The 12,590-nt window shown below is 59.4% G+C and carries 11 protein-coding genes and 1 pseudogene; 9 read left to right on the top strand and 3 right to left on the bottom strand.

The genetic code is table 11. From position 1 onward, the window contains the following. Positions 1 to 10 precede the first annotated feature (10 nt). The 8 genes from eutB to ETW24_RS15245 all read left to right on the top strand — a co-directional run bounded on the left by eutB (position 11) and on the right by ETW24_RS15245 (position 8,580). The gene (eutB, locus tag ETW24_RS15280) at positions 11 to 1,018 is read left to right on the top strand and encodes a hydroxyectoine utilization dehydratase EutB (RefSeq protein WP_129371854.1); all 1,008 of its coding nucleotides are present in this window, start codon (positions 11 to 13) and stop codon (positions 1,016 to 1,018) included. Continuing rightward, positions 1,011 to 2,003, top strand: a complete 993-nt coding sequence (gene eutC, locus ETW24_RS15275) for an ectoine utilization protein EutC (protein WP_129371853.1) — start codon at positions 1,011 to 1,013, stop codon at positions 2,001 to 2,003. The genes eutB and eutC overlap by 8 nt, the downstream gene beginning before the upstream one ends. Positions 2,004 to 2,022: 19 nt before the next feature. Continuing rightward, positions 2,023 to 3,210 (top strand): ectoine hydrolase DoeA, encoded by a 1,188-nt coding sequence (doeA, locus tag ETW24_RS15270; RefSeq protein ID WP_129371852.1) that lies wholly within the window; start codon positions 2,023 to 2,025, stop codon positions 3,208 to 3,210. A 3-nt stretch (positions 3,211 to 3,213) separates the two neighbouring features. Next, positions 3,214 to 4,206: a N(2)-acetyl-L-2,4-diaminobutanoate deacetylase DoeB gene (gene doeB, locus ETW24_RS15265; protein ID WP_129371851.1), complete on the top strand. Its 993-nt coding sequence runs from the start codon at positions 3,214 to 3,216 to the stop codon at positions 4,204 to 4,206. Positions 4,207 to 4,218: 12 nt separating this feature from the next. Then, a complete protein-coding gene (locus ETW24_RS15260) occupies positions 4,219 to 4,698 on the top strand; it encodes an Lrp/AsnC family transcriptional regulator (RefSeq protein WP_129371850.1) in 480 nt (159 codons plus the stop codon). A gap of 97 nt (positions 4,699 to 4,795) precedes the next feature. After that, complete coding sequence (locus ETW24_RS15255; protein ID WP_129371849.1) at positions 4,796 to 5,581, top strand: SDR family NAD(P)-dependent oxidoreductase; 786 nt, start codon at positions 4,796 to 4,798, stop codon at positions 5,579 to 5,581. A gap of 121 nt (positions 5,582 to 5,702) precedes the next feature. After that, positions 5,703 to 7,178, top strand: coding sequence for an NAD-dependent succinate-semialdehyde dehydrogenase (locus ETW24_RS15250; RefSeq protein WP_129371848.1), 1,476 nt, complete (start codon positions 5,703 to 5,705; stop codon positions 7,176 to 7,178). 28 nt (positions 7,179 to 7,206) lie between these two features. Continuing rightward, positions 7,207 to 8,580: an aspartate aminotransferase family protein gene (locus ETW24_RS15245; RefSeq protein ID WP_129371847.1), complete on the top strand. Its 1,374-nt coding sequence runs from the start codon at positions 7,207 to 7,209 to the stop codon at positions 8,578 to 8,580. A 91-nt stretch (positions 8,581 to 8,671) separates the two neighbouring features. On the opposite strand, the pseudogene ETW24_RS15240 reads toward ETW24_RS15245, so the two are convergent. Further along, positions 8,672 to 9,881: pseudogene (locus ETW24_RS15240) on the bottom strand (IS3 family transposase). A gap of 112 nt (positions 9,882 to 9,993) precedes the next feature. Between ETW24_RS15240 and ETW24_RS25230 the strand changes: the two are divergent. Beyond that, positions 9,994 to 10,203, top strand: a complete 210-nt coding sequence (locus ETW24_RS25230; protein WP_368075931.1) for an HNH endonuclease — start codon at positions 9,994 to 9,996, stop codon at positions 10,201 to 10,203. A 427-nt stretch (positions 10,204 to 10,630) separates the two neighbouring features. On the opposite strand, the gene ETW24_RS15235 is transcribed toward ETW24_RS25230, so the two are convergent. Next, positions 10,631 to 11,383 (bottom strand): DUF5131 family protein, encoded by a 753-nt coding sequence (locus tag ETW24_RS15235; RefSeq protein WP_129371846.1) that lies wholly within the window; start codon positions 11,381 to 11,383, stop codon positions 10,631 to 10,633. Continuing rightward, positions 11,383 to 12,495 (bottom strand): three-Cys-motif partner protein TcmP, encoded by a 1,113-nt coding sequence (locus ETW24_RS15230; RefSeq protein ID WP_129371845.1) that lies wholly within the window; start codon positions 12,493 to 12,495, stop codon positions 11,383 to 11,385. Before ETW24_RS15230 ends, ETW24_RS15235 begins: the two co-directional genes overlap by 1 nt. Between the last annotated feature and the right edge of the window lie 95 nt (positions 12,496 to 12,590).

The raw sequence follows: 12,590 nt of genomic DNA, 5'->3' as shown, positions 1-12,590 counted from the left end.
AACAGATCCAATGACTGACAAAATCACCCTTCAGGACAGCTATCAGGCCCGGGCGCGGATCGGCGGGAAAATCCGGCAGACGGCACTGGTACCTTCGCCCTCTCTCAGCGCGCTTTGCGGCGGAGAGGTTTCGTTGAAGCTGGAAAGCACCCAGATCACCGGCAGTTTCAAACTGCGCGGCGCCACCAACGCGGTCTTGTCGCTGACCGATGAACAGCGCGCGGCGGGGGTTGTTGGCGTCTCCACCGGCAACCACGGGCGCGGGCTGGCCTATGCCGCGGCGCAGGCCGGGGTGCGCTGCATCATCTGCATGTCGGAGCTGGTGCCGCAAAACAAGATCGAGGGCATCAAATCCCACGGCGCCGAAGTGCGCATTGCGGGCCGCTCGCAGGACGATGCCCAGGTTGAGGTCGACAGGCTGGTGGCGGACGGCATGACCATGCTGCCGCCATTTGACCACCGCGACATCATCGCGGGCCAAAGCACCGTGGCGCTGGAAATGCTGGAACAGGCGCCGGATCTGGACACTGTGCTGGTGCCGCTGTCCGGCGGCGGGCTGATTTCCGGCGTGGCGATGGTGATGAAGGCGGCAAATCCGGCGATCCGTGTTATCGGCATCTCGATGGAACGCGGCGCGGCGATGTATGAATGCCTGCAGGCCGGCAAACCGGTCCTGGTAGAAGAAAAAGCCACGCTTGCGGATTCTCTGGGTGGTGGCATCGGGCTGGATAATGCCTATACCTTTGAAATGACCAAGGCTTTTGTCGATGATGTGGTGCTGGTTTCCGAGACGGAAATTGCCGCCGCCATCCGCCACGCGTATTTCGAAGAACGCCAGGTGATCGAAGGTTCCGGCAGCGTTGGCATCGCTGCCCTGCTGGCGGGCAAGATCGAAAATCTGGGCTGCTGCGTCTCATTGGTCAGTGGTCAGAACATCGACATGGCGCTGCACAAACGCATCATCAACGGAGAAGATGTCGACGTGGCGGCCGAAACCAAGGGGGGCGCAGATGCCTGACATCAAGATCCTGACTGAGACGGAGCTGCGCGATTTGGTGCCACTGGACGGCGATGCAGTGGATTGCATTGAGCAGGGCTTTACCACGCTGGCCGGGGGCAAGGTGGTGATGCCGCCGATCATGACGCTGCCTGTGCCGGATCATAACGGCGAGGTCTGCGTCAAAACCGCCTATGTGCCGGGGATCGGCAGCTTTGCGATGAAGATGAGCCCGGGGTTTTTCGATAACCCCAAGCTTGGGCTGCCCAGCACCACGGGACTGATGGTGGTGTTTTCCAGCAAGACCGGCCTTTTGGAGGCGCTGCTTTTGGACAATGGCTACCTTACCGACGTGCGTACCGCCGCCGCCGGGGCGGTTGCGGCGCGCCATTTGGCGCGGGAGGATGCCGCGCGTGTGTGCATCATTGGCGCGGGCGTGCAGGCGAAGATGCAGCTGAAGGCGATGACCCTGGTGCGCGAAATCAAAAGCGCCGTCATCTGGGCGCGGGACAGCACCAGGGCTGAGGCCGCTGCTGCAATCCTGCGCGAAGAGCTTGGGCTGGAAATCTCGGCCAGCACTGACATCGGAGAGGCAGTATTGTCAGCTGACATTGTGGTCACCACCACCCCCGCTGCTGACCCCGTGATCCAAGCGGAGTGGTTGCGGCCTGGCCAATTGGTCATCGCCATGGGGTCGGATCAGGAGCACAAGTGTGAATTGGACCCCGCTTGCCTGGCCAAGGCAGACTTATACGTGCCTGACAGCCAGGCGCAGTGTGCCGTCAAGGGCGAGCTGCGCAGTGCCATCGGGGCGGGGCTGATCGCAAATGACCGCAGTTTCACCGAACTGGGAGATGTCACTTCAGGCAAGGCCGCCGGGCGCCAGGCGGACAGTGATCTGATCATTGCCGACCTGACCGGCACCGGCGTTCAGGACACCGCCATCGCAACCCTTGCAGGCTCCCGCGCAGATGCGGCGGGGGCAGGCGCCACTTTCACCAGCTGATCAACCAGGAACCACGCATATGGCAGACCCCAAGCTGTATTTCTCCCGCTCCGAATACCAGGCGCGTATAGACAAAACCCGGTCCGAGATGGCCCGCCGCGGCATCGACCTTCTGATCGTCACGGATCCTTCGAACATGAACTGGCTGACCGGCTATGACGGCTGGTCCTTCTATGTCCATCAATGCGTCGTGCTGAGCCTCGAGGGTGAGCCGCTCTGGTACGGCCGCGGCCAGGATGCCAATGGCGCTTTGCGCACCTGCTTCATGGCCCCCGCCAGTATCATTGGCTATCCGGACCATTACGTGCAATCGACTGACCGCCACCCGATGGATTACCTGTCGGCGCAGCTGGCGGATCGCGGGCTGGACGGCGGCACTATCGGCGTTGAAATGGACAACTACTATTTTACCGCAGCTGCCTATGCCTCCCTGCAGGCGCATCTGCCGAATGCCCGTTTTGCCAACACCAACGCGCTGGTCAACTGGCAGCGCGCGGTGAAATCCGAGGCTGAACTCGCCTATATGCGCCAGGCCGGCAAGATCGTCGAGCGCATGCATCAGCGGATTTTCGACAAGGTTGAGCCAGGGATGCGCAAATGCGATCTGGTGGCAGATATCTATGACGCCGCCCTGCGTTATGACGAGGGTCTGGGCTTTGGCGGCGACTATCCCGCCATCGTGCCGCTGCTGCCGTCAGGACCGGATGCAGCCGCGCCGCATCTGACCTGGGACGATCTGCCGATGAAATCCGGCGAGGGTACTTTCTTTGAAATCGCTGGTGTTGTGCACCGCTACCACTGCCCGTTGTCGCGCACGGTGTTTCTAGGCAAGCCGACACAGACCTTTCTTGACGCGGAAAAGGCGGTGCTGGAAGGCATGGAAGCGGGTCTGGAAATGGCAAAAACCGGCAATACTTGCGAGGACATTGCCAAGGCGTTCTTCAAGGTGCTGAAGAAATACGGCATCGAAAAGGATAACCGCACCGGCTATCCGATCGGCGTCAGCTACCCGCCGGACTGGGGCGAGCGCACCATGTCGCTGCGTCCGGGCGACACCACCGTTCTGGAAGAAAACATGACCTTCCACTTCATGACCGGCCTCTGGATGGAGGATTGGGGTTTCGAGATCACTGAAAGCATCCGCATCGGGGTGGACGGGCCGGAGTGCCTGTCGGATGTGCCGCGCAAAATGTTCGTTAAGGACTGACCCATGAAGGCAAACCCGATTTCCCCCACCATCGCGCTGGATCAGGACGGCGTGCATCACGGATTTCTGAAACTGCCCTACAGCCGGGATGACTCGGCCTGGGGATCAGTGATGATCCCGCTGACGGTGATCAAGAACGGCGAGGGGCCGACGGCGCTGCTGACTGGCGCCAACCACGGCGACGAGTATGAAGGCCCGATTGCCCTGCACGAGCTGGCTGCCACGACGGCGGCAGAGGATGTGACCGGGCGGCTGATCATTGTGCCGGCCTTCAACTATCCGGCATTCCGGGCCGGCACCCGCACCTCGCCGATCGACAAGGGCAATATGAACCGGTCGTTCCCGGGCCGGCCCGACGGCACCGTGACCGAGAAGATCGCCGATTATTTCCAGCGCACGCTTTTGCCGATGGCGGATCTGGCGGTGGACTTCCACTCTGGCGGCAAAACGCTGGATTTCGTGCCTTTTGCCGCGGCGCATATCCTGGAGGACAAGGCTGCGCAGGAGGCCTGCTTTGCCGCGATGAAGGCGTTCAACGCGCCTTATTCGGTGGAGCTTTTGGAGATCGACAGCGGCGGCATGTATGACACCGCGGTCGAGGAAATGGGCAAAGTTCTGGTCACCACGGAGCTGGGCGGCGGCGGATCGTCCTCCGCGCGCAGCAATGCCATCGCCAAGAAGGGGCTGCGCAATGTGCTGATCCACTTCGGCATCCTGCAGGGGGAGATGCAGCTGGAAGAGACCGTGAACCTGACGATGCCGGATGACGACTGCTTCCTGTTCAGCGAAGGCGACGGCCTTTATGAGATGATGGCCGATTTGGGCGAAACAGTTGCCAAGGGGGATCTCGTGGCCCGTGTGTGGCCGCTCGACCGCACCGGGCAGCGGCCGGTGGAATACCGCGCCCGCCGCGCGGGGCTGGTGATCAGCCGCCATTTCCCCGGCCTGATCAAATCCGGTGACTGTGTGGCAGTTGTCGGCGTCACCGGCGCCTGATAGGGCAAGCCTATGCAACTGGACCAGCGCGATCTCGACATTCTGCGCGTGCTCTCAACCGAGGGCCGCATCACCAAGGCCGCGCTGGCCGACCGGATCGGCCTGTCGCCGACCCCCTGCTGGGACCGGCTGAAAAAGCTGGAACAGGCCGGTCTGATTGAGGGCTACGGCGCCCGCATCAACCTCAAGAAACTGGCGCCGCATCTGACTGTGTTTGTCGCCGCTGAGATTGCTGACCACACCGCTGCCAGTTTCCACGCGTTTGAAACGGCGATGCAGCGCTATGACGAGGTCACCGCCTGCTGGGCGCTGGCAGGCGGCTTTGACTATCTGCTGCAGATAGTCACCCGCGACATCGATGCTTACCAGCGGCTGATTGATGAGATGCTGGACGCCCGCATCGGACTTTCCCGATACTTCACCTATGTTGTGACCAAACCTGTAAAAGGGGCTGGCGCACCGCCTCTGGATGTTCTGCTGCGGCAGGACTGAAACGGCAGTTTCAGGTGGAATCCAGTCGTATGCAGACCCAAACAGCTTGCGGGCAGCAGGTTAGGCTGGGTGTCAGAGGAGTGGAGGAGGCTGCGGCATGGGCACGTTTTCGGGGCAAAATATTCTGATAACAGGCGGCGGAAGCGGGATCGGGCAGGCAATTGCCCGTCGGCTTGCAGGTGCCGGTGCCAAACTGGTCATTGCGGACCGCAACGCGGGCACAGCCGAAGCCACGGCTTCCGAATTGCGCGATGCAGGCGCCGAAGCCTTGGCGATTGAGGCTGATATCAGCCGCGAAGCCGACGTCGAGGCGATGTTCGCGGCGGTTCAGCAATTTGGCGGCCCACTGCACGGAATGGCGCATTGCGCCGGGATCGGTGTGGAAAAAACCATCCTCGACACCTCGCTGGATGATTGGAACCGGCTGATCGGCATCAACTTGACCGGGACATTCCTGTGCGCGCGCGGCGCGGCGCGGATGATGGCTGGTCAAGGCTATGGCCGCATCCTGCTGATGGGCTCCGCCGCCGGTGAACGCGGAGGAACCGGGCGCTCTGCTTACGGGGCCAGCAAGGGGGGCGTTCATGCATTGACCCGGGTTATGGCGGTCGAGCTGGCCGAACTAGGGATCACGGTCAATGCCATGGCACCCGGCGCCATTGAGACCGAGCTGGTCAGCCGCATGCATGACGCGGAGACCAGAACCGCCTATTGCAGCGGTATTCCTGCCAACCGCTACGGAGCCCCGGATGAAGTTGGTGCTGCGGCGGAGTTCCTCCTGAGTTCCGGGGCCGCTTACGTCAGCGGAGTTGTGCTGCCGATCGATGGCGGCTTCATGGGAGCCGGCGTCATCAAGCGGCAGATGAACCCGTCCGGCGGGTGATATCTTCAAATCAAGCTGGTTGGCGCAAAAGCCAGCTGTTTCTTCTGCTGTTTCAGGAAACTTCAGACACTTCGTCTGTCAGCATCAGACAAGCTCTCCTGTAAAGCACAGGAGAACTTCCATGACAGCGACTGCTCTCTCTGCCCGCGCGGACATTGTTGACAAGGCGTTAGTTCGTTCATTTTCCTACATAAATGGAAAGTGGCGCGCCGCGGTAAGCAGCGAAACCTTCCCGGTCAGCGATCCGGCGGATGGTGCTGAACTTGGCCACGTCGCCAGTCTGTCTGCAGAAGAATCCTGTGCCGCCGTGGACGCGGCGCAGGCAGCTTTCCCGGCCTGGGCAGGTCTTTTGCCGCAGCAGCGCGCCGCCATCCTGCGGCGCTGGTATGAGTTGCAGCTGGAACACAAGGAAGACCTTGCCCGCATCATGGTGCTGGAACAAGGCAAGCCCCTTTCCGAGGCGCGCGGCGAGATAGACTATGGCGCCGCCTTTGTGGAATTCTACGCCGAAGAGGCCAAACGCCCAAACATCGAAGGCGTGACCAGCCATTTGCCCGACGCCGAAGTGGAACTGTGGCGTGAGCCGGTGGGCGTGGCGGCGTTGATCACGCCCTGGAACTTCCCCTCTGCCATGCTGACCCGCAAAGCAGCGGCGGCGCTGGCGGCGGGCTGCACCGTGGTGGCGCATCCTTCGGGTGAGACCCCGTTCAGCGCGCTGGCGCTGGCGGAGCTGGCCGAGCGTGCAGGCGTCCCTGCAGGCGTGTTCAACGTGGTGACTGGCCATGCCCCTGCCATCGTCGAACCCTGGACCCGCGACACAAGGGTGCGGGCGCTATCCTTCACCGGCTCCACCAATACCGGCAAGCTTCTGTACCGCCAGTCGGCCGACACCGTGAAGCGGCTGGTGATGGAGCTGGGCGGCCATGCGCCGGTGATCGTCTTCAAAGGCTGTAATCTGGACAAGGCGGTGGATGAAGCGATCAAGGCGAAATTCGCCACCTCCGGTCAGGACTGCCTGGGCGCCAACCGGATCTTTGTCGAACGCCCGGTCTATGCGGAGTTCTGCGCGAAGTTCATTGAGGCTGCCAAGGCACTGAGCGTCGGCAAAGGTATGGATGACTGCGATCTCGGGCCGCTGATGAACGAAAAGGCGCTGCAAAAGCAGGAGCAGCATGTGGCGGATGCGCTGGCCAAGGGCGCAACATTGGCTTGCGGCGGCAAGCGCCACCCACTTGGGCCGTTGTTTTATGAACCCACCGTGCTGACCGATGTTCCCGCAGATGCGCTGATCATGTCCGAGGAAACCTTTGGCCCGGTCGCGCCCGTCACCCCTTTCGATACCGAGGAAGAAGTGGTGGCCCGGGCCAATGACAGCGAGTACGGGCTGGTGGCCTATCTCCACAGCCACGACCCGCGCCGGATCTACCGCCTCAGCCGGGCGCTGCAGTACGGCATGGTTGCTGTGAACCGCACCAAAGTTACCGGCGCGCCGATCCCCTTTGGCGGCACCAAGCAATCCGGCCTTGGCCGCGAAGGCGCCCGTCTGGGCATGGAAGAATTTACCGAAATCAAGTACATATGCCGCGACTGGGCCTGAGCCCCGCAGGCAAGAGAGAGGAAGAACGATGCTGAAGAACGACCAACTCGACCAGTGGGACCGCGAGAATTTTTTCCACCCCTCGACTCATCTGGCCCAGCACGCCCGCGGGGAAAGCCCGAACCGGGTGATCAAGACCGCATCCGGTGTCTTCATCGAAGACCGCGACGGCAACAAGCTGCTGGATGCCTTTGCCGGTCTTTATTGCGTGAACGTGGGCTATGGCCGCAAGGAAATCGCCGAGGCGATCGGGGATCAGGCCAAGGAACTGGCTTATTATCATTCCTATGTAGGCCACGGTACCGAAGCCTCGATCACATTGTCCAAGATGATCCTGGACCGGGCGCCTGCGAACATGTCCAAGGTCTATTTCGGCCTCGGCGGTTCGGACGCCAATGAAACCAACGTCAAGCTGATCTGGTACTACAACAACATCCTGGGCCGCCCGGAAAAGAAAAAGATCATCTCCCGCTGGCGGGGCTATCACGGCTCGGGGCTGGTCACCGGCTCATTGACCGGGCTGGAGCTGTTCCATAAGAAGTTCGACCTGCCGATCGAACAGGTGATCCACACCGAGGCGCCGTACTATTTCCGCCGCAACAACCTGGACCAGACCGAGGAGCAGTTCGTCGCCCATTGCGCCGCCGAACTGGAGGCACTGATCGAGCGTGAGGGCGCAGATACAATCGCTGCCTTCATCGGTGAGCCGGTTCTGGGCACCGGCGGCATCGTACCGCCGCCCGCAGGCTACTGGTCCGCCATTCAGGCGGTGCTCAAGAAGCACGACATCCTGCTGGTTGCGGATGAGGTTGTCACCGGCTTTGGCCGTCTCGGCAGCATGTTCGGTTCGGATCACTATGGTATCGAGGCTGATATCATCACCATCGCCAAGGGCCTCACTTCGGCTTATGCGCCGCTGTCCGGCTCCATCATTTCGGACAAGGTCTGGAAGGTGCTGGAACAGGGCACCGATGAAAACGGCCCGATCGGCCACGGCTGGACCTATTCGGCGCACCCGATCGGTGCGGCAGCGGGTGTTGCCAACCTCAAGCTGATCGATGAGCTGAACCTGGTGCAGAACGCAGGCGAGACCGGCGCCTATCTGAACGCCACCATGGCAGAGGCACTGTCCGGTCACGCCAATGTGGGCGACGTGCGCGGCGAGGGAATGCTGTGTGCCGTGGAATTTGTGAAGGACAAGGGCAGCCGCACTTTCTTTGATTCAGCAGACAAGATCGGACCGCAGATCTCGGCCAAACTGCTGGAGCAGGACAAGGTCATCGCCCGCGCCATGCCGCAGGGGGATATCCTGGGCTTTGCGCCGCCGTTCTGTCTCAGCCGCGCGGAAGCTGATCAGGTGGTGGCAGCCGCGCTGCGGGCTGTACAAGCTGTGTTGGGATGAAGTTGCCTCCGAGCCTGCAGCAGCTCAAACACGTAAATGGTTCGATTGCCCGCTGGACGTGTCCCGTTTTCGTGCCGCTCCAAGTGCTCGTTTAGGCCACTTTCCGTTCGAATGCGACGGGGCTTTTCCAGCCCAATGCTGAGTGCCGCCGTCGCGGATTGTAGAAGCCATTGATGTAGTTGAAGATGGCCAGTTCAACGGCCCTACGCGTTGGCCACGACCTTCGCCAGATCAGCTCTGCCTTGATCGTCTTGAAGAAGGTCTCGATGGCCGCATTGTCATAGCAATTTCCTTTGCCGCTCATCCACTGCCCCGGCAGTGCATGTTTACATGCATGAGAGGGGGACACGCTGAACCCGTGTTGTCGCAGGATTATCTGATAGTCATGAGAACAGTATTGCGATCCACGATCCGTATGATGAATGCAGCCCATAGGCGGTGATCTGAAGGCTATAGCCATGTTCAGCGCCCGGATCGCCAAGTCCCGCTTCATCCGATTGCTGATGGCCCAACCGATCACCCGCCGGGAATGCAGATCAAGGATCACCGCCAGGTAGAGCCAGCCCTCGCGCGTCCACACGTAACTTATGTCACCTGCCCATTTCTGATTGGGCGCATCTGCGCAGAAATCCCGGTTCAGCAGATTGGGTGCGATGTTGAAGGCGTGGTTGCTGTCCCCCTCTCGGCTGATTGCTTCGCAATCGTCTGCCGGGCAATGGTCGTCACCTTGTATTTCTTAGATCGTTCGACACGGATGCCATTCTCACGCATCAAACGCCCGACGCGACGATGGCCAATGTTCAGGCCCAACTCCTTCAGTTCCTCGGTCATCCGTGGGCGGCCATAACTGCCCAGGCTGAGGCGAGATTGTTCCTTGATATGCGCCAGAACGACCATGTCAGTGCGCTGCCTTTGACTGGCCGGGCGGCTGCGATAGGCCCGTAGACCGCGCTCACTGACATCCAGCACATTGCACATCCGCTTGGCGCTGAAGGTATCAGTGTGTTCTTCGATGAACCTGAACCTCATGGCTTTTGGCCCGCGAAGAACTGCGTTGCCTTTTTTAAGATCTCCCTCTCCTCCTTGAGAATGCGGTTCTCCCGTCGAAGCCGTTCATTCTCTCGGGCAAGGTCGAGGTCTTTGTCGGATACCACCTCGGTGTCGCGATGCGCTGTGATCCACTTGTTCAGGGTCGAAAGGCCAACACCCAAATCAGAGGCCACTTGCTTCCTGCTCAGCCCGCGCGTCAGCGCAATCCGCACCGCATCGGCCCGGAATTCTTCTGTCCGTTTCAGTCCCATAGTTCGTCTCCTTTGCTGCAATAAATGCTATCAAAGGAGCGGCATCAAACCGCGACACGTCCAGGAGGATGAGAACGGATGCTGGGTAAAAGCCACTCAGCAACGGCCCAAGATGCGGTTCCGAGGGCGGCAGGTAGCGGCGGCGAGGTTCGTCTACTGTGTCGCCAACCGAGCGGTCATCGGGACGACGACGATGGTTCGGCACCGGTGCGGTAACGAACTATGCTGTCGGCCAGAGCATCTGGTGGAGGGGTCAGCGGCGGATAACAAGCGCGACGACTGGGATCACTGGGCAAACGGTGTGTACTTCAGCCTGCTCTAACCCGTGGCGATGGCCTCCAGCGGTTGACTGGGGGCCTCCCGACCCACCCTGAACACCCGTTTGAAGCCTCTAGCAGCACGCCAAAACACTGGGGCCGAAACCGGGGGCCCTTTCGGGGCTAACGGGTGCGCCGGGTGCTTGTTTTCTTGTGTGAGAGGCCGATGGCTGGGGTGGTAGGACGCCTTGCCCACCGATCCGCTTCATCGCCTTAGCCGCCCCGTCAGCAAACCTGGGGCCGTTCCTGGGGCGGTTCGGTAGCTAATGACCCGTCTCCGGGCAGCTAGCGACCTGCCAACAAAAGATCCCAGCCTAGAACCGTTGCCGAGCCGCTGCCAACTTCCCAGCCTGCCGCTATCGATCCGCTGACGAGAGGGGACGGTGGAGACCCGATGGTGGCGAGGCGTGGTGTGTGGAGGGATGGGTTAGGTTATGCAACGGCTCGTTCAGGAAGCTCGTCCCATGTCCTTCCATCAAGGGTCCGTCCTGACTTTTTCTTGTTAACGCCGCCCCATTGCTTGAAATGAAATGCAACGCTGCCAGCAACGCACTGATCTCTGATCGAACGCACCCACTCTGGGTCCATAAATCGAGCGCCTGGACCGCTTTCACCACCTGCTATAGCCCAGTCAATGCCCTGCAACCTTAACTGACCTAAATCGCCAACTAGAGGTTCCAGAGAGAGAAACTTTACTAGGGCATCAGTTCGACGAAGATCGTCTATACGGAAAGTGTAATCGGCATTTTCAACACTAACGCCCATCCAGATGTTTGGAGACCAGTCCAAGCTTGATGAGAGTTCGGCAACACGCTCCGAACGCTTTGTCAAAACTTGGAATGTGTGTTGAGGGCAGTCCCTCATTACGCCAAAAACTTGTTGAATGAAGGCTAACGGAACTTCTTCGTGGAATAGATCCGACATGGAGTTGACGAAGATCGTTCGCCCCTTCTTCCATGTGGAGGGAATGGCTAGTGAGGCGCTGTCGAGGCGGACTTTGCCATTCCATTTTGCTCGCCCACCCGATCGCCGGGTAAGCGCCATATACTTTGGCTGTCCCATTGCTTCCAGGCGCTCAGCCATCCGCATCGCGTAACAGTTGGTGCAGCCTGGGGATATGATACTGCAGCCTGCAACCGGGTTCCAGGTAGCCTCAGTCCATTCGATTTTTGAGTTTGTTCCCATTAATTTTCCGCCTTTGGGAAGGTGACGACTAGCCTACCTGCAAACCCTCGACGCTTCTTGTTCTCAGGATCAGTAACAGCTATTTTTCCATCCTTCTCTAGTTTCGTCAGAACATCCTTGTAGTTCTTAGCGATGTAAGGACGCCCAACGCTATGGTCGCGAAAGATCTGGTCCATAGTTAGAGTCCGACCTGCATATTCTTCCAATAGCATACCCTCCAAGTCATCAAGAGGGCGGGTGAGTTCAAAAAGCAACGGCATGCTTTCGTCAGCAGGCGAATAAGCGAAGGAAGCTACACCTTGGTCTGCAGTTGAGCTTTCCTTGTGCATGATTTCCTTCATCACTCGGTAGCCGGTGAAATCCTTTGAAACAAACACAAGATGATGAGTGAGCCGATCTTGCTCATTCTTAAAGCGGAAGGGTAGAACGAAATTCGCCCCCATTTCCGTCAGCGCGTTGGCCAGCTCCTCCAAAATCAGCTCTTGGCGAACCAGTGGGCTTGCACCATCCACTTTGTCTCTCAGCCGCTTCGCTCGATCTTCACCGAACAAAGCGTCTAGATGCTCTTTGACCTTATCATTTGTGAGGCCTGCGTTGATCCGATTGTAGTTAAAGAAGAACACGCAATCACACCCCCAATCCTTGATCACTCCATTGATCAAGCGAAGAGACAGGCCCTTGTATCCGAACGGGTCGAAGAACGTGAACGAGGGTACGAGCTCAGCTTTTGAGAAATAGTCCTCTGCGTCCTTCCCAACAGCATTGCATTGAACCGTAGGTTTATACCTTAGTTGATCAATGCCTGGTAACGCGTCGATTTCACCTTGTAGCGTTGCTGAGTTATTCTCATCCAAATCGTTGAACAATGCAACGAGGGCGCCGCGTACACGTGGATTTCTGATTGCTTCCTCGAGAACCAACAAGGGCGTTGAAGCCGCTCCGTCTCTATACCGACCCGGACCAGCATAAAGGTCAATGTAAGCGATTTTCCCGCTACCATATCTACTTGCGGTTCCGACAACGATGTTCGCCCATGCGGCGAAGTATTTCTGGACTATACGGGCTTTAACTACTGACTGGTCGCCACGTTCTTCGAAAAATCTCTTTGGCATGCAAGTCTCTGTCTGCGTCTGAATCTGCAAGCTATGGTAGATTCCTGTTGCCATAATCTACAGTGGAACAATTGGGGAACAAAGTAAATGGCCAT

It is taken from the genome of Leisingera sp. NJS204 (assembly GCF_004123675.1).
In the GTDB taxonomy this organism is placed as follows: domain Bacteria; phylum Pseudomonadota; class Alphaproteobacteria; order Rhodobacterales; family Rhodobacteraceae; genus Leisingera.
Note: the sequence above shows the minus strand (reverse complement) of the source record. Positions and strands in the feature narration are given on the sequence as shown.

What these genes read in the sequence shown, in the direction of transcription:
- doeA (WP_129371852.1), top strand. Translation starts at nt 2,023, where the DNA reads ATGGCAGACCCCAAGCTGTATTTCTCCCGCTCCGAATACCAGGCGCGT.
- ETW24_RS15245 (WP_129371847.1), top strand. Translation starts at nt 7,207, where the DNA reads ATGCTGAAGAACGACCAACTCGACCAGTGGGACCGCGAGAATTTTTTC.
- ETW24_RS15260 (WP_129371850.1), top strand. Translation starts at nt 4,219, where the DNA reads ATGCAACTGGACCAGCGCGATCTCGACATTCTGCGCGTGCTCTCAACC.
- ETW24_RS25230 (WP_368075931.1), top strand. Translation starts at nt 9,994, where the DNA reads ATGCGGTTCCGAGGGCGGCAGGTAGCGGCGGCGAGGTTCGTCTACTGT.
- ETW24_RS15255 (WP_129371849.1), top strand. Translation starts at nt 4,796, where the DNA reads ATGGGCACGTTTTCGGGGCAAAATATTCTGATAACAGGCGGCGGAAGC.
- ETW24_RS15230 (WP_129371845.1), bottom strand. Translation starts at nt 12,495, where the DNA reads ATGCCAAAGAGATTTTTCGAAGAACGTGGCGACCAGTCAGTAGTTAAA.
- eutB (WP_129371854.1), top strand. Translation starts at nt 11, where the DNA reads ATGACTGACAAAATCACCCTTCAGGACAGCTATCAGGCCCGGGCGCGG.
- eutC (WP_129371853.1), top strand. Translation starts at nt 1,011, where the DNA reads ATGCCTGACATCAAGATCCTGACTGAGACGGAGCTGCGCGATTTGGTG.
- doeB (WP_129371851.1), top strand. Translation starts at nt 3,214, where the DNA reads ATGAAGGCAAACCCGATTTCCCCCACCATCGCGCTGGATCAGGACGGC.
- ETW24_RS15235 (WP_129371846.1), bottom strand. Translation starts at nt 11,383, where the DNA reads ATGGGAACAAACTCAAAAATCGAATGGACTGAGGCTACCTGGAACCCG.
- ETW24_RS15250 (WP_129371848.1), top strand. Translation starts at nt 5,703, where the DNA reads ATGACAGCGACTGCTCTCTCTGCCCGCGCGGACATTGTTGACAAGGCG.